General features: G+C 63.1%; 28 protein-coding genes. 21 read left to right on the forward strand and 7 right to left on the reverse strand.

Annotation, left to right across the window (positions count from 1 at the left end; genetic code table 11):
- Window positions 1-47 precede the first annotated feature (47 nt).
- The 4 genes from AC07VL_RS09165 to AC07VL_RS09180 all read left to right on the forward strand — a co-directional run bounded on the left by AC07VL_RS09165 (window position 48) and on the right by AC07VL_RS09180 (window position 2,622).
- A complete protein-coding gene (locus AC07VL_RS09165; protein ID WP_436518606.1) occupies window positions 48-341 on the forward strand; it encodes a DnaJ domain-containing protein in 294 nt (97 codons plus the stop codon).
- 101 nt (window positions 342-442) lie between these two features.
- Entirely contained in the window at window positions 443-955 is a 513-nt protein-coding gene (locus AC07VL_RS09170) for a hypothetical protein (protein ID WP_494805558.1), read from the forward strand.
- A complete protein-coding gene (locus AC07VL_RS09175; protein ID WP_099410539.1) occupies window positions 945-1,730 on the forward strand; it encodes a hypothetical protein in 786 nt (261 codons plus the stop codon). The genes AC07VL_RS09170 and AC07VL_RS09175 overlap by 11 nt, the downstream gene beginning before the upstream one ends.
- Before the next feature lie 19 nt (window positions 1,731-1,749).
- Complete coding sequence (locus AC07VL_RS09180) at window positions 1,750-2,622, forward strand: hypothetical protein (RefSeq protein ID WP_494805559.1); 873 nt, start codon at window positions 1,750-1,752, stop codon at window positions 2,620-2,622.
- 31 nt (window positions 2,623-2,653) lie between these two features.
- Here AC07VL_RS09180 and AC07VL_RS09185 read toward each other — a convergent pair whose 3' ends face one another.
- Window positions 2,654-3,556, reverse strand: coding sequence for a LysR family transcriptional regulator (locus AC07VL_RS09185; RefSeq protein WP_494805560.1), 903 nt, complete (start codon window positions 3,554-3,556; stop codon window positions 2,654-2,656).
- A gap of 108 nt (window positions 3,557-3,664) precedes the next feature.
- Here AC07VL_RS09185 and AC07VL_RS09190 point away from each other — a divergent pair, with 108 nt between their 5' ends.
- On the forward strand, window positions 3,665-4,945 hold the full coding sequence (locus AC07VL_RS09190) for an MFS transporter (RefSeq protein ID WP_494805561.1): 1,281 nt from the start codon (window positions 3,665-3,667) through the stop codon (window positions 4,943-4,945).
- A 6-nt stretch (window positions 4,946-4,951) separates the two neighbouring features.
- Here the strand turns inward: AC07VL_RS09190 and AC07VL_RS09195 are convergent, their stop codons facing one another.
- Complete coding sequence (locus tag AC07VL_RS09195) at window positions 4,952-5,599, reverse strand: hypothetical protein (RefSeq protein ID WP_494805562.1); 648 nt, start codon at window positions 5,597-5,599, stop codon at window positions 4,952-4,954.
- 174 nt (window positions 5,600-5,773) lie between these two features.
- Between AC07VL_RS09195 and AC07VL_RS09200 the strand changes: the two genes are divergently transcribed.
- Complete coding sequence (locus tag AC07VL_RS09200) at window positions 5,774-6,100, forward strand: hypothetical protein (RefSeq protein WP_494805563.1); 327 nt, start codon at window positions 5,774-5,776, stop codon at window positions 6,098-6,100.
- A 28-nt stretch (window positions 6,101-6,128) separates the two neighbouring features.
- Here AC07VL_RS09200 and AC07VL_RS09205 read toward each other — a convergent pair whose 3' ends face one another.
- A complete protein-coding gene (locus AC07VL_RS09205; RefSeq protein WP_494805564.1) occupies window positions 6,129-6,974 on the reverse strand; it encodes a LytR/AlgR family response regulator transcription factor in 846 nt (281 codons plus the stop codon).
- A complete protein-coding gene (locus AC07VL_RS09210; protein ID WP_494805565.1) occupies window positions 6,971-8,101 on the reverse strand; it encodes a sensor histidine kinase in 1,131 nt (376 codons plus the stop codon). Before AC07VL_RS09210 ends, AC07VL_RS09205 begins: the two co-directional genes overlap by 4 nt.
- 187 nt (window positions 8,102-8,288) lie before the next feature.
- Between AC07VL_RS09210 and ugpQ the strand changes: the two genes are divergently transcribed.
- A complete protein-coding gene (gene ugpQ / locus AC07VL_RS09215; protein WP_494805566.1) occupies window positions 8,289-9,029 on the forward strand; it encodes a glycerophosphodiester phosphodiesterase in 741 nt (246 codons plus the stop codon).
- A gap of 265 nt (window positions 9,030-9,294) precedes the next feature.
- On the opposite strand, the gene AC07VL_RS09220 is transcribed toward ugpQ, so the two are convergent.
- Window positions 9,295-11,364 (reverse strand): TonB-dependent receptor domain-containing protein, encoded by a 2,070-nt coding sequence (locus tag AC07VL_RS09220; protein WP_494805567.1) that lies wholly within the window; start codon window positions 11,362-11,364, stop codon window positions 9,295-9,297.
- A 159-nt stretch (window positions 11,365-11,523) separates the two neighbouring features.
- On the opposite strand from AC07VL_RS09220, the gene AC07VL_RS09225 reads away from it, so the two are divergent.
- The 6 genes from AC07VL_RS09225 (at window position 11,524) to AC07VL_RS09250 (ending at window position 19,017) form a co-directional block, all read left to right on the forward strand.
- Complete coding sequence (locus AC07VL_RS09225) at window positions 11,524-11,970, forward strand: Fur family transcriptional regulator (RefSeq protein ID WP_494805568.1); 447 nt, start codon at window positions 11,524-11,526, stop codon at window positions 11,968-11,970.
- 121 nt (window positions 11,971-12,091) lie between these two features.
- Window positions 12,092-14,704 (forward strand): alanine--tRNA ligase, encoded by a 2,613-nt coding sequence (alaS, locus tag AC07VL_RS09230; RefSeq protein ID WP_494805569.1) that lies wholly within the window; start codon window positions 12,092-12,094, stop codon window positions 14,702-14,704.
- Window positions 14,705-14,939: 235 nt separating this feature from the next.
- Window positions 14,940-15,167: a sulfurtransferase TusA family protein gene (locus AC07VL_RS09235; protein WP_010395510.1), complete on the forward strand. Its 228-nt coding sequence runs from the start codon at window positions 14,940-14,942 to the stop codon at window positions 15,165-15,167.
- 244 nt (window positions 15,168-15,411) lie between these two features.
- Window positions 15,412-16,161, forward strand: coding sequence for an electron transfer flavoprotein subunit beta/FixA family protein (locus tag AC07VL_RS09240; RefSeq protein ID WP_034759884.1), 750 nt, complete (start codon window positions 15,412-15,414; stop codon window positions 16,159-16,161).
- Between the two features lie 40 nt (window positions 16,162-16,201).
- Complete coding sequence (locus AC07VL_RS09245; RefSeq protein WP_494805570.1) at window positions 16,202-17,134, forward strand: electron transfer flavoprotein subunit alpha/FixB family protein; 933 nt, start codon at window positions 16,202-16,204, stop codon at window positions 17,132-17,134.
- 92 nt (window positions 17,135-17,226) lie between these two features.
- Window positions 17,227-19,017, forward strand: coding sequence for an acyl-CoA dehydrogenase (locus tag AC07VL_RS09250; RefSeq protein WP_494805571.1), 1,791 nt, complete (start codon window positions 17,227-17,229; stop codon window positions 19,015-19,017).
- A gap of 190 nt (window positions 19,018-19,207) precedes the next feature.
- On the opposite strand, the gene AC07VL_RS09255 is transcribed toward AC07VL_RS09250, so the two are convergent.
- Both AC07VL_RS09255 and AC07VL_RS09260 read right to left on the reverse strand, forming a co-directional pair.
- Complete coding sequence (locus AC07VL_RS09255) at window positions 19,208-19,834, reverse strand: glycine zipper 2TM domain-containing protein (protein ID WP_494805572.1); 627 nt, start codon at window positions 19,832-19,834, stop codon at window positions 19,208-19,210.
- A gap of 134 nt (window positions 19,835-19,968) precedes the next feature.
- Window positions 19,969-20,403: an NINE protein gene (locus tag AC07VL_RS09260; RefSeq protein WP_494805573.1), complete on the reverse strand. Its 435-nt coding sequence runs from the start codon at window positions 20,401-20,403 to the stop codon at window positions 19,969-19,971.
- 287 nt (window positions 20,404-20,690) lie between these two features.
- On the opposite strand from AC07VL_RS09260, the gene rpsP reads away from it, so the two are divergent.
- From rpsP to AC07VL_RS09300, 8 genes are all read left to right on the forward strand, one after another.
- Window positions 20,691-20,942, forward strand: coding sequence for a 30S ribosomal protein S16 (gene rpsP, locus AC07VL_RS09265; RefSeq protein WP_076567307.1), 252 nt, complete (start codon window positions 20,691-20,693; stop codon window positions 20,940-20,942).
- 13 nt (window positions 20,943-20,955) lie between these two features.
- The gene (gene rimM, locus AC07VL_RS09270; RefSeq protein ID WP_290605875.1) at window positions 20,956-21,513 is read left to right on the forward strand and encodes a ribosome maturation factor RimM; all 558 of its coding nucleotides are present in this window, start codon (window positions 20,956-20,958) and stop codon (window positions 21,511-21,513) included.
- A gap of 50 nt (window positions 21,514-21,563) precedes the next feature.
- The gene (gene trmD / locus AC07VL_RS09275; RefSeq protein ID WP_494805574.1) at window positions 21,564-22,310 is read left to right on the forward strand and encodes a tRNA (guanosine(37)-N1)-methyltransferase TrmD; all 747 of its coding nucleotides are present in this window, start codon (window positions 21,564-21,566) and stop codon (window positions 22,308-22,310) included.
- 134 nt (window positions 22,311-22,444) lie between these two features.
- Window positions 22,445-22,828 carry a 50S ribosomal protein L19 gene (rplS, locus tag AC07VL_RS09280; RefSeq protein WP_035825414.1) on the forward strand — a complete coding sequence of 128 codons (384 nt, stop codon included), beginning with the start codon at window positions 22,445-22,447 and terminating at the stop codon, window positions 22,826-22,828.
- Window positions 22,829-22,906: 78 nt separating this feature from the next.
- Window positions 22,907-23,566: a CoA pyrophosphatase gene (locus tag AC07VL_RS09285; RefSeq protein WP_494805575.1), complete on the forward strand. Its 660-nt coding sequence runs from the start codon at window positions 22,907-22,909 to the stop codon at window positions 23,564-23,566.
- A 97-nt stretch (window positions 23,567-23,663) separates the two neighbouring features.
- Window positions 23,664-24,623, forward strand: coding sequence for a CobD/CbiB family protein (locus tag AC07VL_RS09290; RefSeq protein ID WP_494805576.1), 960 nt, complete (start codon window positions 23,664-23,666; stop codon window positions 24,621-24,623).
- Window positions 24,624-24,847: 224 nt separating this feature from the next.
- Window positions 24,848-25,183 (forward strand): DUF3579 domain-containing protein, encoded by a 336-nt coding sequence (locus tag AC07VL_RS09295; protein WP_029496213.1) that lies wholly within the window; start codon window positions 24,848-24,850, stop codon window positions 25,181-25,183.
- Between the two features lie 84 nt (window positions 25,184-25,267).
- Window positions 25,268-25,717 (forward strand): CBS domain-containing protein, encoded by a 450-nt coding sequence (locus AC07VL_RS09300; RefSeq protein ID WP_494805577.1) that lies wholly within the window; start codon window positions 25,268-25,270, stop codon window positions 25,715-25,717.
- The last annotated feature ends 85 nt before the right edge of the window (window positions 25,718-25,802 follow it).

Consider the following 25,802-nt stretch of genomic DNA (forward strand, 5'->3'; position numbering starts at 1 on the left):
ATAATTCGCCTTTAATTAGCAAACAAAACGTGACCCCGGAGCCATTTATGGAAAATTTGTATAACGTCCTCGGTGTCGCGCCCAATGCCAGCGACGATGAAATCAAGAAGGTTTACCGTTCGCTGGCCATGCGCTTCCACCCCGACCGCAACCAGGCCCCCGGCGCCGAGGCGCGCTTCAAGAGCGTGACCAAGGCGTATGAAATCCTGGCCGACCCGGCCAAGCGCGCCGAATACGACCAGAGCGTGAACCACCGCATCATCATCGATCCGGAAGCGGAAGCCTATGCCCTGTGGTGCGGCGTGTTCCGCCTTCACGGCACCACGCTTCCAGCGGACTGAGTCGGCCGGCAGCCGCCACCGGGCGGCTTGAATGATATTTAAAACAACAACAACGGCGCTTTTAATGTAACAGCGCCGCGCATCACATTGGAAAGCACAGCATGAGAAGAGTACACCCTGAATTCGCGTACCAGTCGCGCGAGCTGGAAGGCCAGATCGAAGGCATCCTCGGCGACCCGCCGAACCGCAAGAATTATAAAAGCATGGTCGACGCGCTGGTCGGCGAGTACGCCAGCGGCGGCGGCATCGAAGACGTGAACATGCTGGCCTTCGCGCTGGTCGACCACATCAGCTTCAGCGACCCGAAGGGCTTGCTGGCGGAAAGCGAAGACTACGAGTTCGGCGACCCGGCGCGCGTGTTTGCCATGGCCGCCTGCGCCGCGCCGGAAGCGGCGAAGATGTACGCCGCCATCGAAGAGAGCTTCCCCGACCTGGCGCGCCAGGCCATCATCACGGCCTTCCTGCACAAGAACCCGCGCCTGTGGGACGACGACGACCAGTCGCTCGACCAACTGGCCGCCAATGACGACGGCGACGACGAGATTGATGAAGACGAAGCCACCGACGATTTCGCCCAGATGTTTGACCAGGATGGAGATGACCATGGCCGATAATGAACAAAAAAGCAATCTTCCCGCGCTGACGAAACAGGTCACGGAATTGGTGCTGTCCGGTTCCCTGGGCCATGCCGAGCAGGCGTTCGCCGACGCGGCCGACCAGTATGGCGATCTTGCCGTAGTGGAAGTATTGAGCGCCATCCCGCCGCAGGTGACGGCCCTGCACCTGGCTGGCTTTGACGGCGGCAAGATGTCGCTGGCGACCCTGCTGGTGCCGCCGAAGGCGTGGGCCGACAGCCTGGCCTTCATCGCCGCCACCTGGAGCGACGACCAGATCGAGGATGATCCCGAGCGCATCGCCGAGGCCCTGTTCGCGCACATCCACGGCGTCGTGTTTTCCACCGACGACGCCGAGCGCCGCCGCGAGCTGCTGCTGGAGGCGTCCGCCACGGACTGGGGCGCGACGGCGTTCGCCATCCTGTTCTCGATGGCACCGAAGGAAATCCTCGAAGTGGCGGGCGAAATCGTCATCAAGGGACCGTATGTGACGGGCGTGACTTCGTCCGACAACGACATCGTGCCGCTGGCCATCGAACTGGCGCAAGCCAATGAAGACGGCTGGGACCGCTCGCTGTTCGAGCTGTTCCCCGACTTCCGCCACAGCGCCGACCTGGCCGACGCGGAATACTCGGACGACCCGGACGAAGAGCCGACCATGCTGCAGCGCAGTACCAAGGAATTGCTGTACCGCCTGCGCAAGCAAGTACCGAGCACGCGCAGCGCGCCACGTTCCAGCACGCGCCGCAGCCTGGGCACGGGCATTTTCTCGTGATGAAAGCAGGGAATCACTAATGCTGCCAGCAATTGTTGTAGAGAATCTTCCGCGCCTCGTGCGCGCCATCAAGCTGTTGCCGAACGACCCGCGCGAGGACGCGGCGCTGAACCTGGCCGACGAATTGACGGGCATCACGGCCATGGTGGCCGAGAAGTTCACGAATGAGCGCACGGCCGACGGCATCCAGAAGGCGCTGTACCTGACGGTGGGCGGCGTGTCCTTGGGCCTGGAACAGGCCGTCACGCACGAAGGCGACCAGGCCGCCCTCGACTTCCTCGTCGAGCACGGCGCCGAGCACGCCTTCCAGGTGGGTTTCCGCCTGATCAAGGACCTGGCGCAGTTGCCCGAGGACGCCCTCGTTGGCGAATACGACCAGGACCCCGTGTATCTGCAGCGCCGCCTGCGCGAGCTGTTCATCGATATTTGCCAGGCCGACCCGAACCAGAACTGGGCCGGCTATGAAAAGTATGCGTTGCAGTTGCAACAGCGCAAGGAAGTGCAAGCCGTCGTGCGCCTGGCCAGCTGGCTGCGCCGCCACCACGACAACGGCCCCGTCAGCGACAGCGACTTGAATGCCGAGGGCGTCATCGCCTTGGCCATCATCTTCGCCATCGAAGGCGGCGGGCGCATCGTGGCGCGCACGGGCCAGAAGGAGTTCGAGCGTTTCGTGCGTTCCGTGCGCAAGAACAAGCCCGACTTCGAGGAAGGCTGGGCCGCCCTGGTGGCCAAGGTGCCCGTGCAGCACCATCCCGTGCTGCTCGACCGCATCGCGTCCTACCGCCGCAGCTGCACCGTGGTGCAGAAAATCCTCACGCGGGCCAGCATGAAGAGCCTGTTCGAGGACCTGGAAAACTATGCGGGTTCGGAGCTGGACGCCGACTACTCGTAAGCGTGGTTCCCGTGGGCCGGCACGCGCCGGCCTATGCCTTTCCTTCCATGGCCGCCTCTTCGGCCAGCTTGACGAACGCCGCCACCAGCGGCGACGTCTCTTCTTCCCTTTGTGCAAGTAATAAACTGGTCGTCGCCTGCGGGTCGGCGATGGGGCGGTAGCACACGCCATCCATGCGGATGCGGTCGAACGAGGCGGGCAGCACGGAAATGCCGCAGCCAGCCGCCACCAGGCCGATGATGGTCGACGCTTCGCCCGCTTCCTGCGCCACCTGGGGCACGAAGCCGGCCGCCTTGCACAGGCGGAAAATCTGCGGATAGATCCCCGTGCCCGCATCCTTCGGGTACATGACGAAGCCTTCGCCCGCCATGTCGGTAATCGCGATGCTGTCCTTGCGCGCCAGCGCGTGGGCCACGGGCAGCACGAGGAACAGCGGGTCCTGGCGCAACTCGGTGAGGCGGATATCGTCCGGATACGTCGTTTCCGGCGGGCGCACGAAGCCCAGGTCCATCGTCCTGCCCGAGATCGCTTCCAGCTGATGCAATGTCGCCATCTCGTGCAGGGTCAAGGTGACGTGCGGGAATTGCTGGCGGTAGCGGTTGATGACGGTGGCAAAATAGGGCGTGAATGGCGTGGAAAACGTAAAGCCGATGCGCAGCTCGCCCGCTTCGCCCCGCTGGGCCCGGCGTGCCGTCACGGCCGCCTGCTCCGACAGGGCCAGGATGCGCCGCGCATCGTCGAGGAAGAGGCGGCCGGCCTGCGTCAGGCGCACGGAGCGCTTGTTGCGCTCGAACAACTGCGCCCCCAGCTCCCCTTCCAGCGCCTGGATCTGCTGGCTCAGCGGCGGCTGGCCGATGTGCAGGCGCTCGGCCGCGCGCGTGAAGTGCAGCTCTTCGGCGACGGCGACAAAATAACGCAGGTGGCGCAGTTCCATATTCGTCCAGTAATCGTTTTAAAGTATGAGTTGGGCCTTAAATATATATTGGACGATATGAGTTGGCAATCCTAAGATGAAGACTCGCTTCCTTTCCGAAACACGGCCATGTCTGATTCATCGCTTGCCTTGGCCCCCGCCACGTCATCCGCCATCCCGGTTGCTCCCGCTGCCCCCGCGCCCCGCGCGGCCATCGCCAAGGGCACTGCCGAATTCAAGCGCAGCAACCGCGCCCTGTTCTTCGGCGGTTTTTCCACCTTCAGCCTGCTGTATTGCATCCAGCCCCTGTTCCCGCTGCTGTCGCACCAGTTTCACCTGACGCCCGCGCAGAGCAGCTGGTCCCTTTCCGTGTCGAGCGGCTTGCTGGCCATCTCGCTGGTGTTGCTGAGCGCCGTCTCGGACCGGGTGGGACGCAAGCCGCTGATGGTGGCGTCGATGTTTTCCGCCGCGATATTGACGATCTTGTCCGCCTTCGCCCAGGATTATGCGCAACTGCTGGCCATCCGCGCCGCGCTGGGGGTAGCCTTGGGCGGCATGCCGGCCGTGGCCATGGCTTACCTGGGCGAGGAAATCGAAGGCCCGTCCTTGGGCCTGTCGATGGGCTTGTACATTGCCGGCAGCGCGTTCGGCGGCATGTCGGGACGGCTGGTGGCGTCCATGCTCAGCGATTTCCTGTCGTGGCGCTGGGCCCTGGGCGTGCTGGGCGTGGCCGGCGTGCTGGCGGCGGCGGAATTCTGGCGCAGCCTGCCCGCGTCGAAGAATTTCGTGCCCAGCACCAAAGGCTGGAATGCCTTGCCGCATGCCGTCAAGCAGCATTTTTCCGACCGGGGCTTGCCGTGGCTGTTCTGCCTGGCCTTCGTGCTGATGGGCTGTTTCGTCAGCCTGTACAACTACATCGGCTACCGTTTGCTGGCTGCGCCCTTCGGCTTGCGCCAGAGCACGGTCGGCCTGCTGGCCTTCCTGTATTTGATCGGCATCTTCAGTTCCGTCTGGGCGGGCCGCCTGGTGGACCGGCTGGGGCGCCGGGGCGTGCTGTGGATCATGCTGTCGGTGATGTTGTCCGGCATATTATTGACCCTGTTCGATTCGCTGCCGCTGATCGTCATCGGCATGGCGCTGGCCACCTTCGGCTTCTTTGCCTCGCACTCTATCGCCAGCAGCTGGGTCAGCCGACGCGCCCGCGCGCCGCAGGCGCTGGCCTCGGCCTTCTACTTGCTGTTCTATTACCTCGGTTCCAGCCTGATCGGTTCCGCCTCGGGCATGATGTGGGGCTTCGACGGCTGGACGGGCGTCATCGCCATGCTGGGTCTGTGCCTGGGCGGCGGCGTGCTGATCGCCCTGCGCCTGCGCCACCTGCAGCCGCTGGGCGCGCGCGAGGCCGTCGGCTGAGTCCTGCTATTTGGGACAGTTGCCGATCATCGTTTCCCCCTGCTTGCCCGCGCGCGTCGTCACGCACAAGGTGCCCAGCGCGCTGGTGATTTTGTACGTGCGGCTGCCCCTGGCCTCGTTCGCGCCCACTTCCTCGATTTTGGATGCCTCGTACCATTTCGGCGGCACGGCCGCGTAGGCCTCGGCAAAGCCTTGCTGCATGCGCTTGTACGCCGTGTCCTCGAATTTTTGTTCACCGCGCTGCGGGAATTCCTTGCGCAACTCCTTGTCGATCCTGCCCACGTCGCGCCTGGCCTGGGCCAGGATGTCGGCCGCGCTGGGCGCCGCCGGCGCCGATGTTTCCGCCACGGCTGCCGGGGCGGGTGCGGCCGGCGTTTCCACAGGAGCGGGCGTTGCGGGCGGGGGCACGGTGATGGGCGCGGCCTGGCGCGCGGCGACGGGCTTGCCGGGGAGCATTGCAAGGGGCGCGGCCCTGGGTTTGGCTGGCGCAGGCGGGGGCACGTAGCGCAGCCACTGGATCGCCGGGCCGCGCGGCGCATGGTCTTCCTCCGGATGGGGGCGCGTCTGCAGAAAAGCATAAAGCAATCCCAGGTGCAGGACGGCGATCAGCAGCAAGCCGGGCGCGCGGCGGGATGGCATGGAAAACGTGGTCATGGGCAGGCATGGCTGTGCAGGTACGCCAATGTATCTGAGGTATTTGATAATTATCTAGAATGTCACACGTGCTTACAAAAAAGTGCCACAAGGAAATTTCAATGCCCAGGCCGCTGGCGGGGAACCTTGGGCCGGCCTGGCGATCCAACTCCAGATACCATGGGAGGACAGATCATGATGCAGGCAAAGGAAGTGGCACGGCGCTTCGGCGCCATCGAGCAGGCGATCGGCCAGGCGGCCCAGCTGTGCGGCAGGCAGCAGGGCATGCCCATGGACTTGAAGGATTGCATCGACCAGCTGGACCAGCAGAAGAGAGCCGTGCGGCAAGCCATCGACACGCATGACGATGCGCGCATCCGCCAAGCCGTCGACCAGATGGAATCGCTGGGCGACCGCGCCAAGCGGGCCTGCGGCACGGCCGCCGGCCTGACGCCGGAAATGCAGCGCGCCGTGCAGAAAGTCCATGACGAGCTATCGGACCTGAAGCACCAGCTGCACTAGGCCTGGATTCGGCCTGGACTCGCGCCGCCTACATCTGGCGGAACAAATGGGCATACAGGGGGCTGACGCGCAGCTGCGCCGGATGCTGGCGCAGGGTCAGCGACAGCTTGCCGGCCTCGTCGCGCACAGCCGTGGCGATGGCGCTGGCGTTGACGATGGTGCCCCGGTGGATTTGCCAGAATTGCTGCGGGTCCAGCTGGGGCAGCAGTTCCTTCAGGCTGGTGCGTATCAGCGCTTCGCTGTCGCGGCAGACGACGTTGATGTATTTGTCCAGGGCCTCGAAATACACGACGTCGGCCATGGCGATCATGCGCACGCTGTTGCCGACGGCGGCCCGTATCATCTGCAGGCGCGGGGCGGGCGGCACCATCGCTTGCAGCTGGGCCAGCAGGCGGACCAGGTTGTCCTCGCCGGCGGGCGCCGCCGGCGTGGCCGGGGTTGCCGCTGCGCTGCCGCTGCGGCCATCGCTGCCGCCGCTGCCGTCGCGCAGGCGCTGCTGCAAACGCTCCACCGTCTTGCCCAGGCGCGCATCGTTGACGGGTTTTAAGACGTAGTCGGCGGCCGCGTGCTCGAAGGCGGCCAGCGCATATTCGTCATAGGCGGTGACGAACACGATGTGGGGGAAGGGCACGCCTTCGCTCCACTGTTCTGCCAGTTCCTCGGCCGCTTCCAGGCCCGTCTTGCCCGGCATCTTGATGTCAAGAAACAGGATGTCGGGCCGCAGGGCCAGGCCCTGCTGCAAGGCTTCCACGCCATTGGCGCAGGTGGCCACGATGTCGAGTTCCGGCCACAGCCGGCGCAAGGCATGGGCGAGGGCGGCGGCAAGGATGGGTTCGTCTTCGGCGATCAGGGCGCGCGGGGTGGGGCTGGTCATGGTGTGGTGCTCGCTATGGTGGAAGGGAGGGGCAGGGTCAGGCGGGCAGTGGCGCCGCCGGTGGCGTTGCTGCTCAGGGACAGGCTGGCCGTGGCGCCATGCATGGCTTGCAGGCGCTCGCGGATATTCGCCACGCCCAGATGCGTACCCTTGCTCTGGCCCGGGTGGCCCAGTCCCAGGCCGTCGTCCTGCACGCTCAGCGTCAGTTGCGCGCCGTCGCTGCTGGCCTCGACCTTGATGCGGCCGCCGTCGATCTTCGGTTCCAGGCCGTGCTGGATGGCATTTTCCACCAGCGGCTGCAGCAGCATGGGCGGCACCTTGAGCTGGCGCAAGGCTTCGGGCAAGTCCAGCGCATAGCGCAGGCGCGCGCCCATGCGGATGGACATCAGTCCCAGGTAGGCTTCCATCAGGGAAAATTCCTGCCCCAGGGTGGTCGTGTCCGCGCGCGAGGAACTCAGGGTGGCGCGCAGATACTGGATCAGCTGGTCGAGCAGCAGCTGGGCGCGGTCCGGGTCAAAGCTGATCAGCCCCTGCAGGTTGGCCAGGGTATTGAACAGCATGTGCGGCTCGATCTGCGCCTGCAGCAGTTGCAGCTGGGCCTGCATCGCCTGGCGGGCCACGGATTCGGCGCGGGCGCGTTCCTCCGCCGCCTGCGCTTCCAGGCGGGCGATCTTTTCGCGGCTGGAAAAGAACAGGACGGCGCCGGCAGTGCCGACGAGGCTGAAGGTGAGGGTGCTGATCATCTTGGTGGGCAGCAGGCTGGCGATGCTGTTGACGGGCGTGCCCGTCAGCCAGCCGAACAGCGTCAGGCCCGCCACTTGCGCCACGGGCACGATCAGCAGCATGAGCACGACCATGTGCAAGAGCTTGAGCCGGCGTTGCCGGCCCCATAAGGTCAGGCGTATGCCATTGAACAGCAGATAAATGATGCTGCCGATGCACATCGAGGCGATAAAGTTCAGCCACAAGTCGCTGCCAGGATCGAACACATAGGTGATCAGGGCCGTGAAGACGAGGTTGATGAGCAGCGCGTAGCGGGCATCGAGCAGCATCTGGCGCCACAGCGGCACGGTGTGGCAGGCGCCGGGCGGCGTGGCTGGCGGGGGAAGTTTTTGTCGGTTGAGCATATGGCTATCCTCGGCCGTCGCGGGCGGCAGGTCAAGTCCGTTGCGACGAAACGGGGCTGGCACGGCGCCAGTCGTGCCGTGCCAGCCGCCAGCCGGCGCCGTCGCGCCCTGGATGCGCCGCCCTTTACTTTCCCGCGCGCGCGGGCGATAGTGCGACGCTCCACCCTCTTTTTATGGCAGCTTACCCATGTGGCCTTATCCACGCATCCTGGCGCACCGCGGCGGCGGCACCCTGGCGCCTGAAAACACCCTGGCCGCCCTGCGCTGCGGCCTGGCCTACGGCTACCGCGCCGTGGAATTCGACGTCATGCTGGCGTCCGACGGCGTGCCCGTCGTCGTGCACGACCCGGAACTGGGGCGCACGGTGGCCGGCAGCGGCCACGTCAGCGACTACACTGCCGACGAGCTGGGCGGCATGGAAGCGGGCGCCTGGTTCGGCCCCGAATTCGCGGGCGAAGGCGTGCCCGCGTTCGAGGCCGTGGTGGACTATTGCAAGGCGCAGCGCATCTGGATGAATATCGAGATCAAGCCGGCGCCCGGCTGCGACGTGTCTACGGGCGAGACGGTGGCGCGGGCCACGCGCGATTATTTCGCAAAGGAAATTGCAGCCGGGGAATTGTTGCCGCTCTTGTCTTCCTTCAGCATCGACGCGCTGCAGGCGGCGCGCCAGGCGGCACCGGAACTGGCGCGCGGCTGGCTGGTCGAACGGATACCGGACGATTGGGCGCGGACGGCGAAGGAACTGGATGTGGTGGCGCTCCATTGCGACCACCAGCAACTGACGCCGGAATTGGCGCGAGAGATAAAGGAGGCGGGATACGGGCTGTTCTGCTACACCGTCAACACGCCCGAGCGGGCCAGCGAACTGCTGGTCTGGGGCGTGGATGGGTTTTGTACGGATCGGATAGATTTGATCAAGGCTGGTTAAACCGAACCCTGAAAAAACTGGGGTCGTACCCTGCAGGGTACGACCCCAGCCTTACTGTTGGGTTCAGCGTTTAAAAACGTTATGCGCATTCTCACACTGGCCTGTGGCGTGGCCGGGTTTTGCACAGACAGGATAGATATTATTCCATCCATGGCGTAGGTCGGATTAGCGTGGCCGCCGAGGCGCGCAAGCGTGTAATCCGACAACATTGTTGCGTGGTAATGTCGGGTTACGCGCTTTGCGCTAACCCGACCTACCGCTGTCCTTAGAAAGTCACGCGCATGCCGACGGTCACATTGCGCCCCATCAAAGGCGCCGCATTCTTGATGAAGGAGGTGTGGCTGTATGCCAGTTCATTCGTCAGGTTGTTCGCCTTGATGTAGAACTGGGCTGGCGTCGTGCCGATGCGCATGTCGTAGTTGGCGGACAGGTTGAGCATGTTGTAGCCCGGGGTGGCCGTCTCGAACGCCGCCACTTTATCCTGCTTGCTCACGCGGTAGAACTCGGCCACGCCGCTCCACGCCTGCCAGCTGGCGTCGAACTTCACGCCCAGGCGCTGGGCCGGGATGCGCGGCAAGTTATTGTTGCCATCCGCGCCGCCGTCGGCCAGCTTGGCCCGCACGTAGTCGCCGAAGACGCTGGCACCGAACATGGGGTTCAGTTGCTGGCGGATCTGGCCTTCCACGCCCGTAAACGTGGCGTCGCGCTGGGCGTACTGGATCAGCTGGAAGCCTTCGTGGCTGTCCAGGGTGGAGCCGAAGATGTAATTGTCCACCTTGTTGCGGTAGGCGCTGGCCGAGAAGGTCGTGGCGCCCGCATATTTGCGCAAGGTCAAGTCGATATTGTTCGACGTTTCCTTGCCCAGGTTTTCATTGCCCAGTTCATACGTGGCCGTGGCCATGTGCACGCCGTGCGCATACAGTTCCTCGGCGCTGGGCAAACGGTGCGTGCGCGAAATGGTCGAACCGAGCGAATACTGGGGCGCGAATTTCCACACGGCGCCCAGCGAGACCGACGTGCCCTTGGCGCTGCGGTCCTGCAGGGTGGCGCTGTCAACCGTGATGTCCTGCCATTCGTGGCGCAAGCCCGCTTCGAAGCGCCATTGGTCCAGCTTGTACTCTTCCACCAGGAAGGCGGCGTGTTTCTTCGTGACTGTCGGCGCCACGTACGCTTCCTCGCCCAGGGCGGAGAAATCGCGCTTCGACGTCTGCAGGCCGACGACGCCGCGCCAGCCGAAGACGGGATGGTGCTCCATTTCCAGGCGCGCATCGTGACCCTTGTTCTTGAACGTGGTGGCGATAGTCGTGCCTTCGATTTCATCGTGCTTGTAGTCGGTGAACGAGGCGCGCAGGCGCAGCTTGGCGAAGCCGGGCACGGGGTCGCGCAATTCGCCGCGCACGTCCCAGCGCTCGCTTTTTAGTTTCACGTAGGGCACGGCGCCGTCTTCGTGGTCGTGATCGTGTTCGTCTTCACCGCCATGGTCGTGGCCTTCGTGGCCGCCGCAATGCAGGTGCGTGCCGTGCGGGTGGCAGCTTTCGAATTCGTGGTTGTGGCCGGGCAAGCCGTATTCCGCATGCTGGCTCGTGAAGGCCAGGCCCAGGAAGCCGCGCTGTCCCACCCACGACACGCCCACGCTGCCCGTGTCCGTCTTGTTGTAGCTGCCGGCGACGGTCGAGCCGCCTTCCCAGCCGCTGCCGACCTTGTATTCCTTCGCATCGCGCTTGACGCCTTCCGCGTGGAAGGCGATGTTGCCGGAGCCGCCAGTCACTTCAAAGGCGCCCGCCTTCTCGCGCGCAGCCGAGTTGGCGCGCACTTCCGCGCTGCCTTCGAAGCCTTTCGCCGGCACGCGCGTGGGGATTTTCTTGTCGATCACGTTGACGACGCCGCCCACGGCGCCGCCGCCATACGCCAGCGCGGACGGGCCGCGCAGCACTTCGATCTGTTCCGACAGCATCGGTTCGGCCGCGACGGCATGGTCGGGGCTGATGGTCGAGGCATCCTGCACCTCGGCGCCGTCGGAGAGGATTTTCACGCGGGGGCCATCCATGCCGCGGATGATGGGGCGGCTGGCGCCGGCGCCGAAGTGGCTGGACGTGATGCCGGGCTGGCCGGCCAGGGTTTCACCGAGGGTCGCTTCGCGGGCGCGCACCAGTTCCTCGCCTTCCAGTACGGTGACGGGCGTGCTCATATCGTCGCTGCCCAGGGCCAGGGCACTGGCCGAGACGGTGACGGCGGGCAGGGTTGCCGCCTGCTGCGCCAGCGCGCTGGCAGGGGCGGCGAAGGCCAGCATGATGGCCAGCGCGAGGGGAGTCGGTTGTTGAAGACGGACGGACATGGGCAGGAATTCCTTATTCGCTATCGGTGTTTGCGGGGCTGGGGCAGGCCATTGCCGGATGGGGTGGCTGCCAGAAGATGATAATGATAACCCATTATCATTACTGTGTGACAGTTTTTCCGGGCGGTAGATGCAGGCGGATGGTGTATTCTGTTGGCTATGGAACGCACAACACGTCAAAAAACCGCTATTCAAGCCGCCATCGAGTCGGCCCAGCGCCCCCTGTCGGCGCAGGAAATCCTCGAACAGGCCAGCTTGCAGGTGACGCAGCTGGGCATCGCCACCGTCTACCGCAACTTGAAGTCCTTGGTGCTGGAAGAAAAGGTGCACGTGGTGACCTTGCCGGGCGAAAACCCGCGCTACGAGTCGAACACGGCCGCCAACCACCACCACCACCATTTCCAGTGCACCACGTGCCAGCGCGTGTTCGACGTGCATGATTGCCCGGGCGACTTGAAGCGCATGGCGCCGCAAGGCTTTGTCGTCGAGCGCCACGAACTGACCCTGTACGGCCGCTGCGCCGACTGCAATGCGGCCGCCGGCGCCGCGGCGCCCGCGGCCGTAGCTACACCGCACGCCTGCGCCAGCCACCACGACCCGGCCTGAACGGGCAGGGCGGCATCCGTGGGCAGGCTTGCAACAATGCTCCCTGCCCGGCGCCAATTCCCGTAGCCATATCACGTATAATCTTTCCTTTAAAGCTGCCGCCACTCTTTGCCAAAAAAACATGAAATCATCTGAAATCCGCGACAAGTTCCTCAAATTTTTCGAGTCCAAGGGCCATTCCATCGTCCGTTCCAGCTCCCTGGTGCCAGGCAATGATCCGACCTTGCTGTTGACGAACAGCGGCATGGTGCAGTTCAAGGACGTGTTCACGGGCACGGACAGCCGTCCGTACACGCGCGCCACCTCCGTGCAGCGCTGCGTGCGCGCCGGCGGCAAGCACAACGACCTGGAAAACGTCGGCTACACGGCGCGCCACCACACCTTCTTTGAAATGCTGGGCAACTTCAGCTTCGGCGACTATTTCAAGCGCGACGCGATCCAGTACGCGTGGGAACTGCTGACCAAGGTATATGGCTTGCCGGCGGAAAAGCTGACCGTCACCGTCTACATCGAGGATGACGAAGCGTACGACATCTGGGCCAAGGAAATCGGCGTGCCTGTCGAGCGCATCATCCGCATCGGCGACAACAAGGGTTCGCGTTACGCGTCGGACAATTTCTGGCAGATGGCGGACACGGGCCCATGCGGTCCGTGCACGGAAATCTTCTACGACCACGGCGCCGAGATCCCTGGCGGCCCGCCGGGCTCGCCTGACGAAGACGGCGACCGCTTCATTGAAATCTGGAACCTCGTGTTCATGCAGTTCAACCGCGACGAAGCGGGCGTCATGCACAAGCTGCCGAAGCCGTGCGTGGACACGGGCATGGGCATGGAGCGCCTGGCTGCCGTGCTGCAGCACGTGCATTCGAACTATGAAATCGACCTGTTCCAGCACTTGATCAAGGCTGCCGCACGCGAAACGGGCGCCACGGACCTGGAAAACAAGTCGCTGCGCGTGATCGCCGACCACATCCGCGCCGCCGCCTTCATGATCGTCGACGGCATCATTCCGGGCAGCGAAGGCCGCGCCTATGTGTTGCGCCGCATCATCCGCCGCGCCCTGCGCCATGGCCACAAGCTGGGCCAGACGAAACCGTTCTTCTACAAGCTGGTGGCGGACCTCGCCATCGAGATGGGCGGCGCCTATCCGGAGCTGGAAGAAGCCAAGGACAACGTCGCCAGCATGCTGAAAGCCGAGGAAGAGCGTTTCGGCGAAACCCTGGAAACGGGCATGAAAGTGCTGGAAGCGCAGCTGGCCAAGGATGCCACGGGCATCGACGGCGCCACCGCGTTTACCTTGTACGAAACCTACGGCTTCCCGCCGGACCTGACGGCCGACATCTGCCGCGAACGCAATATTACGTTCGACCAGGCCGGCTACGACGCGGCCCTGAAGGAAAGTCAGGAACTGTCGCGCAAGGGCGGCAAGACGCACAAGGACAGCAAGGTCGAGTACACGGGCGAGAAAAACAAATTCGTCGGCTACGATCAATTGACGTTCAGCAGCAAGGTCGTCGCGCTGTACGCGGCCGGCACGCCTGTCACGGAACTGAAAGCCGGTGAAGCTGGCATCGTCGTGCTCGACACCACGCCGTTCTACGCGGAATCGGGCGGCCAGGTGGGCGACCAGGGCGTGATCGCCTCGGGCGCGGGCAGCTTTGCCGTCAGCGATACCCTGAAAATCCAGGCCGACGTCTTCGGTCACCACGGCGTGCTGGAGTCCGGCGTGCTGAAGGTGGGCGACGCCGTCTCGGCGCAAGTGGACACGGCCAAGCGTGCGCGCACCATCCGCAACCACTCGGCTACGCACTTGATGCACAAGGCCTTGCGCGAAGTGCTGGGCAGCCACGTGGCGCAAAAGGGCTCGCTCGTCGACCCGGACAAGACCCGTTTCGACTTCAGCCACAATGCGCCGATGACGGCCGAGCAGATCGCCGCCGTGGAAACGATTGTCAACAAGGAAATCCTGGAAAACCGCGCCACGCAAGCCCATTTGATGTCGTTTGACGATGCCGTCAAGCATGGCGCGATGGCCCTGTTCGGCGAGAAATACGGCGACGAAGTGCGCGTGCTCGACATCGGCAGCTCGAAAGAGCTGTGCGGCGGCGTCCACGTGCAGCGCACGGGCGACATCGGCCTGTTCAAGATCATCGGCGAAAGCGGCGTGGCCGCCGGCATCCGCCGCGTGGAAGCGGTGACGGGCGAAGGCGCGCTGGCGCTGGTGCAAACCATCAACCGCCGCCTCGTCGAAGCGGCCAACGCCCTGAAGGCGCAGCCGGAAGAATTGACGGCGCGTATTGCTCAAGTGCAAGACCATGTGAAGGCGCTGGAGAAGGAACTGGCCGCGCTGAAATCGAAACTGGCGTCGGGCCAGGGCGATGAACTGGTCACGCAAGCCGTCGATGTCAATGGCATCAAGGTGCTGGCGGCCGTGCTGGACGGCGCCGACGTGGCCCGCCTGCGCGAAACCATGGACAAGCTGAAGGACAAGCTGAAGACGGCCGCCATCGTGCTGGCCAGCGTGGCGGACGGCAAGGTCAGCCTGATCGCCGGCGTGACGGCGGATGCAACTGGCAAGGTCAAGGCGGGCGAGCTGGTGAACTTCGTTGCACAGCAAGTGGGCGGAAAAGGCGGCGGACGCCCCGATATGGCGCAAGCTGGCGGCACCGATGCTAGCGGCCTGGCGAACGCCCTGGCCGGCGTGCCGGCCTGGGTGGGCGAACGCGCGAAATAAGGCGTAAGCTAGCAGGCATGCGGGGTTTTCGCCCCACAGCCCCTTGAAAACGGCCCGCAGACCCTGTTTGCGGGCCGTTATTTCTTTTTGAATCCCGTTGTGACACCACAACAGCCGATGAACTATTTTGGTGCAGCGCGTCAATGCCCCTGATTTAGAGTAGTATGTCGAAAATCAGTACAACAAAAATGGTGGGATATTGATGATGAGCGACACACTACTTGATACCGAGATTATGGAATTTCACAAAGAACTCGACGCGCGGGGCTTGAATTGCCCCTTGCCGATTCTGAAGGCGAAAAAGGCTTTGTCAGAGCTGCAAAGCGGCGAAGTGCTGCGCATCATGGCAACCGATCCCGGTTCCGTGCGCGACTTCCAGGCTTTCGCCAAGCAAACGGGCAATGCCCTGCTGTCGCACGTGCAGACGGGCACCGAGTTCGTCTTCCTGATGCAGCGCAAGTAATTCTGCCAGCCTGGGCCGCCGTGGCGCGGCCTGGTTTTTCCGCCCCCGCCCGCAGCTTTTGCTGCCCTGCAGCGTAGCGGCACACTCCCCTGAAATCCTCGCAGCCTGGCAGTTTAGATGGATTGCTCTAACAAAAAATCGCACGATCGTGCTTAAATTCGGTTCAGGATTCAAATTTCTCTTATAATCAAACACACAATCAGCACTTGATCCGTCATTTTTATAATTTCCCAAAGGCATAGCTATGAAAGTCTTGGTACCCGTCAAACGCGTGGTCGACTATAACGTCAAAGTCCGCGTCAAGAGTGACGGCACTGGCGTCGATACCGCCAACGTCAAAATGTCGATGAACCCTTTCGATGAAATCGCGCTGGAAGAAGCGATGCGCCTGAAAGAAGCCGGCAAGGTCACTGAAGTGGTTGCCATCTCCTGCGGCGTGACGCAGTGCCAGGAAACCCTGCGCACGGCCATGGCCATCGGCGCCGACCGCGGCATCCTGGTGGAAACGACGACCGAACTGGAACCGCTGGCCGTGGCCAAGCTGGTCAAGTCCCTGGCCGAGAAAGAACAGCCGCAACTGATCATCCTGGGCAAACAGGCGATCGACGACGACAGCAACCAGACGGGCCAGATGCTCGCTGCCCTGCTGGGTTGGCCGCAAGCCACGTTCGCCTCGAAAGTCGTGCTGGAAGACGGCAAAGTCACCGTCACCCGCGAAGTCGACGGCGGCCTGGAAACCCTGGCATTGACCTTGCCAGCGATCATCACCACCGATTTGCGCCTGAACGAGCCACGCTATGTGACCTTGCCGAACATCATGAAGGCAAAGAAAAAGCCGCTCGAGACAGTCAAGCCGGAAGACCTGGGCGTCGACGTCGCGCCACGCCTGAAGACCCTGAAAGTCGTCGAGCCAGCCAAGCGCTCGGCCGGCATCAAGGTACCGGACGTGGCCACCCTGGTCGCCAAGCTGCGTACCGAAGCCAAAGTCATCTAAGCGGCTTTGCCGTCTACCCAGAACAATTACAGGACATATCATGGTCGCATTAGTTATTGCTGAACACGACAACGCTACCTTAAAGGGCAGCACCCACCACACCGTGACCGCGGCTGCCCAGTGCGGCGGCGACGTGCACGTACTGGTCGCAGGTTCGAACGCTGCGGCTGCCGCCGCTGCCGCCGCGCAGATCGCCGGCGTGACGAAAGTCATCGTGGCCGACGCGCCATACTTTGCCGACGGCCTAGCCGAAAACGTGGCCGAGCAAGTGCTGGCCATCGCCGGCAACTACAGCCACATCCTGGCGCCAGCCACCGCCTACGGCAAGAACATCCTGCCGCGCGTGGCTGCCAAGCTTGACGTAGCGCAAATCTCGGAAATCACCAAGGTCGACTCGCCTGACACCTTCGAGCGCCCGATCTACGCCGGTAACGCCATTGCCACCGTGCAATCTGGCGACAAGGTCAAGGTCATCACCGTGCGCACCACCGGTTTCGACGCCGCTGCCGCCACCGGCGGTTCGGCTGCCACGGAAACCGTCGCTGCCGTTGCCGACAATGGCAAATCGGCCTTCGTGGGCCGCGAACTGGCCAAGTCCGACCGTCCTGAACTGACCGCCGCGAAAATCATCGTGTCGGGCGGCCGTGGCATGGGTTCGGCCGAGAACTTCCACATCCTGGAACCGCTGGCCGACAAGCTGGGCGCCGCCATGGGTGCTTCGCGCGCCGCCGTCGACGCCGGCTTCGTGCCGAACGACTGGCAAGTGGGCCAGACGGGCAAGATCGTCGCGCCATCGCTGTACATCGCCGTTGGTATTTCCGGCGCGATCCAGCATCTGGCCGGCATGAAAGACTCGAAGACCATCGTCGCCATCAACAAGGATCCGGAAGCGCCGATCTTTGCCGTGGCCGACTACGGCATCGTGGGCGATCTGTTCGAGATCGTGCCGCAACTGGTCAAAGAACTGGGTTAAGTCGCACCCCTTCCGGTTTTGTTACTGACAAAGCCACGCCGGCCCGCCCCACACGGCGAGCCGCGCGTGGCTTTTTTCTTGGAGAAAAGAAGATGAGCTATCAAGCCCCGCTGAAAGACATGTTGTTCGTCATGAACGAACTGGCCGGCCTGGCCGAAATCCATACTTTACCTGGCTGCGAAGACGCCACGCCCGACACGGCCGAAGCCGTGCTGGAAGAAAACGCCAAGTTCTGCGGCGGCGTGGTGGCCCCCTTGAACGGTCCCAGCGACAAGGAACCGAGCTTCTGGCACGACGGGCAAGTGACCACCTCGAAGGGCTTCAAGGAAGCCTTCAAGGCGTATGGCGAAGCGGGCTGGCAGGGCGTGCAGCATCCGACGCAGTTCGGCGGCCAGGGCTTGCCCAAGCTCTTGGCCACGCCATGCATTGAAATGCTCAACTCGGCCAGCATCTCGTTCGCCCTGGTGGCCCTGCTGTCGGACGGCGCCATCGAAGCGCTGCTGACGGCCGGCAGCGACGAACAGAAGGCCACGTACCTGGAAAACCTGGTGTCGGGCAAGTGGACGGGCACCATGAACCTGACGGAGCCGCAGGCGGGGTCCGACCTGGCCGCCGTGCGCACGCGCGCCGTGCCGCAGGGCGACGGCACCTATAAAGTCTTCGGCACGAAGATTTTCATCACGTACGGCGAACACGACATGGCGGAAAACATCGTCCACCTGGTGCTGGCCCGCACGCCGGACGCACCCGCCGGCGTGAAAGGCATTTCCCTGTTCATCGTGCCGAAGTTCCTCGTCAATGCGGATGGCAGCCTCGGGGAACGCAACGACGCGCACTGCGTGTCCATCGAACATAAACTGGGCATCAAGGCCAGCCCCACGGCGGTATTGCAGTTCGGCGACCACGGCGGCGCCATCGGCACCCTGGTGGGCGAGGAAAACCGCGGTCTCGAATACATGTTCATCATGATGAACGCGGCCCGCTTCGGCGTGGGCTTGCAAGGCATCGGCCTGGCCGAGCGCGCCTATCAGCAGGCCGTGGCCTTCGCCAAGGACCGCGTGCAGTCGCGCGACCTGGCCGGTTCCGCCGGTCCGGTCTCCATCATCCACCACCCGGACGTGCGCCGCATGCTGATGTCCATGCGCTCGCAGACGGAGGCGGCGCGCGCGCTGGCCTACGTGGGCGCGGCCATCAGCGACGTGGCGCACCACCATCCGGACGCGGACGTGCGGGCGGAAAGCCTGGCGACATATGAATACCTGGTGCCGGTGATCAAGGGGTGGGCGACGGAAATGTCGCAGGATGTCACGCGCGACGGCGTGCAAGTACATGGCGGCATGGGTTTCATTGAGGAAACAGGTGCGGCCCAGCATTACCGCGACGCCAAGATCCTGACGATCTACGAGGGCACGACGGCCATCCAGGCGAACGACCTCGTGGGCCGCAAGACGGTGCGCGACGGCGGCGCCGTGGCGAAAGCCATCATCGCCCAGGTGCGCGCCACGGAAGCCCAGCTGGGCGAACTGTCCGGCGCCGACTTCCAGGCCATGCAGCGCCACCTGGCCGAAGGCAGCGCCGCGCTGGAAGCCGTGGTCGAGTATGTGGTGGCGAACATGAAGTCGGACATCAAGGCCGTCTTCGCGGGCAGCGTGCCCTACCTGAAACTGGCCGGCATCGTGCTGGGCGGCTGGCAAATGGCGCGCGCGGCCATCGTGGCGCAGCAAAAGCTGGGAGAGGGCAGCGGCGACGCGGCCTTCTACAAGGCGAAGATCGCCACGGCGCGCTTCTTTGCCGACCACATCCTGTCGCAAGCGCCGGGCTTGCGCGCCACCATCATCGACGGCAGCGCCGGCGTGATGGCGCTGTCGGAAGAGCAGTTTTAAGTTGAAACTTGGCCAGCGCAAGCTGGCTGCATGCAAAAAAGCGCTGGAGATCGCTCTCCAGCGCTTTTTTATTTCTGTCAAGAATGCTTGGGAAAGCGTTCAGGGCAAGGCGCCTTGTCGCCATCCGCCGCTAGTACGGCAATGTCAGCCAGACCCGGGCAACGCCGCCATGGACGCTTTCCCTGCGTTCTTAACGGCGGGCGATGCCGTTGCCCGAATTGCGTACCAAGTCGCCCGCGGCCAGGCCCGGGTCCTGGTCAAATGCGAAGTCAGCCTTGGCACCCGTTTCGTATTGCACGGTCACGGTCCACGTCTTGGCATTCTTCATGTGGCCTTCGACTTGCTTGCCCGCGTAGGCGCCGCCGGCGGCGCCGGCCAGGGTGGCCAGGTCCTTGCCCCGTCCGCCACCCACCTGACGGCCCAGCAGGGCGCCGGCCACGCCGCCGCCGATCAGGCCCAGGGCGCCGCCTTCACCCGCTTTTTCACTGACGTTGACTGCCAGCACCTTGCCGCATTCGGCGCAGATCTGGTGCGGCGGCTGCTTGTTTTGCTGGGCGATAGTCGAGGTGCCCGCTTTTTGCGCGGCCTTGGCGTTGATGATGGCCTGGTCGTATTCGCCCTTGGCATCGCGCAGGCATTGCATGCGGGCTTTGGAGCTGGTTTCTTCTGCGCACAATTTCTTGTCGTCCGCATAGCGCGTGTTGGCTTGCTTCGTGTCGTAGGCGTATTGCGCCTTCGGCGACAGGTTTTGCGCGAAGGCGGAACTGCTGAACAGGGTGGTGACGGCCAGTGCGATGAGGTATGGGCGACGAATCATGATCTTCTCCTAGGGGGTATTGAATATGCCAGTAATGTTGGCATTGTGAATGCAGTATAGAGGAAAATCATGATTGCTTACCAACACTTACATGTGCGTGCGGGGCTGGCTGGGGCGTTATTTCCATGCAGAAATTAGCCGTAGGCGCCGCCCGTGTACAGCAAGTCGAACAGGCGCGCCATGGTGGCAATGAGCACGCCTGCGCCTAGCATCAAGGTAGCAACCAGGACGACGGCCAGGGGCCAGCCCGTGTCCGACTGGCGGCCCGAGGCGCCGTTGTAGCGGGCATCCCACTTCTCGTCCGGCATCAGGCCCAGCACCAGCGCTTCGAGGAAGCCGGCCAGGGCGGACAGGACCAGGGGCAGGATCTGGTAAAACCAGTCGGCCTCGGGAAAGAGCTGGCGCAGCAGCAGGGCGGCCGGCACGGCGGCCAGGTGCAGCCAGCCCCAGGCATCCCTGGCGCTGTGCAGATAAAAGCGGTGCGCGCCCAGGGTACCCAGCAGGAAGGCCAGCAGGCTGGTGAACGCCTTGTTCTTGTGCGATTGTTGCAAAACAGTCGTGGTGTGCATGGGACTCCAGAGTTGCTCATCGGTAAAGATGCTCAGTATTGCGCATTGTCGCGTGCAGCGATAGCACTTTCATGCGCCATTGTGCGATGATATCGCGTGATCGCACGGCAAAGCCGTGCCATTGCCGGCACGACAGGCGCACGCGCCTATTGCGTCTTCGGCGATGTCTGGTCATAATGTTCGATTAGCCCAAATTACACGCCCGTCATCATAACGCTTGCTGCCTGGCGGTAAAGCGCGCTATAATTTGCGGCTTTTTCCGCCTCAGCACACTTTTTGGAAATATTATGGTCGTTATTCGTTTAGCTCGTGGAGGCGCCAAGAAGCGCCCGTTCTTCAACATCGTCGCTACTGATTCGCGCAATCGCCGCGATGGTCGCTTCATTGAGCGTATCGGTTTTTACAACCCGATGGCGCAAGGTGGCGAAGTTCCACTGCGTATCACCGCAGACCGTCTGGCCTACTGGCAAGGCGTTGGCGCACAATTGTCGCCAACCGTTGCTCGTCTGGTTGCCAGCAACGGCAAAGCAGCAGCTTAATTAGATCACTGGTTTGACGGTCAAGACTGCATCCGGGGTGAAAGTCCCCGATGACCTGGTACAGGTAGGCTATGTCTCCGGTGCCTATGGCATTGCTGGCGGGGTCAGGATCACTCCTTTCTCCGACGACGCGGATGCATTATTAAGCGTCAAGACCTGGTGGTTTGATAAACCCGCCTTGCACGAAGTGCAAGTCAGGCAAGCGAAGTTACACGGCGGCGACGTCGTGGCCCAGCTGGTGGGTGTGGTCGGGCGGGATGCCGCAGAAGCGCTGAAAGGCGTGTCTGTGCAAATTCCGCGTAGCCATTTCCCGACGCTGTCGGCCGATGAGTTTTACTGGTCCGATCTGATCGGACTGACAGTTGAGAATTTGCAGGGCGAGTGCCTCGGCAAGGTGACTGACATGATGAGCAATGGTCCGCAATCGATCTTGCGCATTACCCCCGTCGCCAATGCTGATGAGACCGTTGAAAAGGCGCCCGAGCGCCTGATTCCGTTTGTCGGCCAGTTTGTCATCAATGTTGACAAGGCTGCCGGCAAGATCACGGTCGACTGGGGCCTCGATTATTAAACCGCCTGCGCTTAATCTTGCGCCTGGCAAACGTTGCGGAATGGTGAACGATGCAATTTGATGTCGTGACCCTGTTCCCGGAAATGTTTGCCGCGCTGACGCAGTCGGGTGTGACCCGGCGTGCCTTCGAACAGAACAAATGTGGCCTGTCGCTGTGGAATCCCCGCGATTTCACGACCGACAATCACCGCACCGTGGATGACCGCCCGTATGGCGGCGGCCCCGGCATGGTGATGATGGCCCGTCCGCTCGAAGCGACAATTAATGCCGCCAAGCAACGCCAGACCGAACTGGGACTGGCCGCGCCCCGCGTGGTGTTCATGTCGCCGCAAGGCCGTCCGCTGACACACGAGCGCGTCACGCAGTTGAAAGCCGAGCCTGGTCTCGTCATCCTGTGCGGCCGCTACGAAGCCGTGGACCAGCGTCTGCTGGACCGCTGCGTCGACGAAGAGATCAGCATGGGCGATTTTGTCCTGTCGGGCGGTGAATTGCCCGCCATGGCGCTGATGGATGCCGTGATCCGCCTGTTGCCGGGCGTCTTGAACACGGAGGCGTCGGCCATCGAGGACAGCTTCGTCAATGGCTTGCTCGATTCGCCGCACTATACGCGGCCGGAAACATATGAAGGCATGGCCGTGCCGCCCGTCTTGATGGGGGGCAATCATGCCGAGATCGTCAAGTGGCGCCGCCAGCGCATGCTGGAAGCGACCGCGACAAAGCGGCCTGACCTGCTGGTCAGTGCGCGCGCCGCCGGCTTGCTCAGCAAGACCGACGAACAATTCCTGGCCAGCCTGTAAGTCGTCTCCGGACGGCCGGCAGGGTGGCCTTGCAGTGCCGGGCATGTTGCCCAAATTGGTAATACCCATCCTCTACCGGGCGGATAGCACGCTATCCACAGTGCGCCGGCATGATGGTTTTCGGAGTGTTAAAAATGGACTTGATTCAACAATTAGAGCAAGAAGAGATCGCCCGTCTGGGTAAATCGATTCCTGACTTCGCACCAGGCGATACCGTTATCGTCAGCGTCAACGTCGTCGAAGGCACGCGCAAGCGCGCCCAGGCGTACGAAGGCGTCGTTATCTCCCGTCGTAACCGTGGCCTGAACTCGAACTTCATCGTTCGCAAGATCTCGTCCGGCGAAGGCGTCGAGCGTACGTTCCAACTGTACTCGCCGCTGATCGCTTCGATCGAAGTGAAACGCCGTGGTGATGTTCGCCGCGCCAAGCTGTACTATCTGCGTGAGCGTTCGGGTAAATCGGCGCGTATCAAAGAAAAATTGCCAAATCGCCGCGTTGTGGCGAAAGCAAGCGCGTAATATCAGCGTCTGCGTTGGAAAAAAAGGGCGCCTCAGGGTGCCCTTTTTTCATTCTGAATTGCCAATGGGACAAGCTGCATGGCCACCATCGCATTTGATCCAAAACAACTCGCCATCGATTCGATCGCCGGCGAGGCGGCGCTGGACGCCGAACGCCTGACGCCGGACTGGCTGCGCCGGCGCCTGGCCGAGCCGCCGGACTGGCAGCCCGAGATCACCCAGGATTTCCTCTCCGCCCGCGCCGTGCCCGTGCGCGCCGCCGTGCTCATTCCCCTCGTGCAACGGCCGCAGGGCTTGACCATTTTGCTCACCATGCGCACGGACCACCTGAGCAGCCATGCGGGCCAGGTCAGCTTTCCCGGCGGGCGCAGCGAAGCCTTCGATGCCTCGCCCGTGGCCACGGCCCTGCGCGAAACGGAGGAAGAGGTAGGCCTGGCGCGCGCGCATGTCGAAGTGCTGGGCAGCCTGCCCGATTACGTGACGGGCACCGGCTACCGGGTGACGCCCGTGGTGGGCCTGGTGGCGCCGCCGTTCACGCTGCGCGCCGACCCGTCCGAAGTGGCGGAAATCTTCGAGGTGCCCCTGGCCTTCCTCATGGATGGCGTCAACCACCAGCGCCTGTCGGTGGAATTGCCCGGCGGACGGCGCTCGTTCTACGCCATGCCCTACGAACGCTTTTACATCTGGGGCGCCACGGCCGGCATGCTGCGCAACCTGTTTCACCTCTTGCGCGCGTAAAATGGCGCCCCGCACGTAATAAGTTTGATTCCAGCACTGCACTGCGCTATCGTAGCGGGCATTGCGGTATTGCTGAAAAAGACAAAAAGGACGTTTGATGACATTTCTCTCCATACTTTGCGCATTGCTGATCGAGCAGCTCAAACCTTTGCGCGCGGATAATCCCATCTACGCCGAGATCAAGAGCCTGGCGATGCGCATGGAGACCTGGTTCAATGCCGGCCATGCCAGCCATGGCCGCATGGGCTGGTTCCTCATGCTGGGCATGCTGATGGTGCCGACGGCGGCCGTGTACTGGATCCTGCAGCATTACCAGCTGACCCTGGTCGCCTTTGCCTGGAATATCCTCATCGTCTACCTGACCCTGGGTTTTCGCCACTACAGCCATTACTTCACGTCCATCCAGCTAGCCCTGAGCGCCGGCGACGAAGCGTCCGCGCGCACCTTGCTGGCCGATTGGACCAAGCTCGACACGGTAGGCATGGAAGCGAGTGAAATTGCCCGCATCGCCGTCGAAAAAGCCCTGATCACCACGCATCGCAATGTATTCGGCGTCTTCTTCTGGTTCCTGATGCCGCTGGGGCCCGCCTGCGCCGTGATGTACCGCGTGGCCGAATACCTGGCGCGCGCCTGGAACGAGCCGGAACACATGCGCAATGAAGCGTTCGGCCAGTTCGCCGCGCGCGCCTTTTACTGGATCGACTGGATCCCCGTGCGCCTGACGGCCGTGGCCTTCGCCGTGGTGGGCAATTTCGAGGACGCCATCTATGCCTGGCGCAATTTCGCCCAGCGCTGGCAGGACGAGGCCATCGGCATCATCCTGACGGCCGGCGGCGGCGCCATGGGCGTACGCCTGGGCACGCCGGCGGAAACGGCGGCGCGCGTGCTGACGACGCCGGACCTGGCCGTCGACGACAGCGACAGCGAAGGCGACATCCTGCCGGGCGAAGAGCCGGGCGCGCGCGCCTTGCAGAGCACGGTGGGCCTAGTGTGGCGCGCCTTGCTGCTGTGGATGCTGCTCCTGCTGCTGCTGTCGGGCGCCGTTTTCCTCGGCTGACGGGGGCGCATGCGCGTTCTCCGTGCGCCTGGCGCGTGGAACAAGGTTAAAATAGGGGCTGGCGCGCAAGGCGTGCCGGCCTCTGTTTGCATCCGCGGGGCAGATCGAGGTAGAACCCAAGTCTTCTATAAGATATAATACTGGCTTACCGCAGCAAACGTAGTTGACTACCAGCCCGGCTTACCCGCCGGGGCCATTCACGCAATCCAGTCCCGACAAGCCACATGGCCGAGTTATCTCAAAAAACAGGGGAACTCTCAGACGAGTTCTTCATCCTTGGTCTCACCAGCAATGGCAAGCAATTCCGACCCAGCGATTGGGCCGAGCGCCTTTGCGGAGTGATGTCCTGTTTCAATCCCGAAGGCGGCGGGCGCAATGCGCACCTCCAGTATTCGCCCTACGTGCGCCCGACCGTCGTCAATGGCGTCAAATCCGTGGTGGTCAACACCAAGCTGCGCGAAATCGAGCCGATGGCGTTTCACTTCGTGCGCGAGTTTGCCAAGGACAACGACCTGCAGATCGTCGAAGCCTGCTTCCTGCCACCGCCGGAAGAAAAGTAAAGCCTGCTTCAATTGATCTGGCGCAAAGCCTGTGCCTGCGGGCAGGCGTAGCGTTGACACTTCTGCACGTGAGGGAGTGGCGACATGCGTATCGGCGATATCTGCACCCTGCAAACCATCCATTGCCAACGTGACACCAGCGTGCAGGAAGCGGCGCTGCTGATGCGCCAGCACCACGTGGGCGACCTGGTCGTGGCTGAGCAGCCCAACGGCGAGCGCGTGCCCGTCGGCATCCTCACCGACCGCGACATCGTCATTTCCGTCATCGCCCTCGGCCTCGACCCTGCCAGCCTGCTGGTGGGCGACATCATGAGCGCACAGCTGCTCACCGCCAGCGAAGACGAGGACGTCTACGACATCATCGAACGCATGCGCGTCAACGGCATCCGCCGCTTGCCCGTCGTCAATAGCCTGGGCGGCCTTTTCGGCATCGTCAGCATCGACGACCTGCTGGCCTTCATGGCGGCGGAAATGGCGGAGCTGGCGCGCATCAGCGGCGGCCAGCTGGCGCATGAAAAGCGCACCCGCAAATAGGAAGCGCTTGCCCGCATTGCGCAATTCCGGTCAAATCATCGCCTTCCGAAAATGCTACAGTCGCTGCTCGTTCAACGGGAAGCGC

The sequence above is a fragment of the Janthinobacterium sp. GW821-FHT03C08 genome (genome assembly GCF_059420905.1).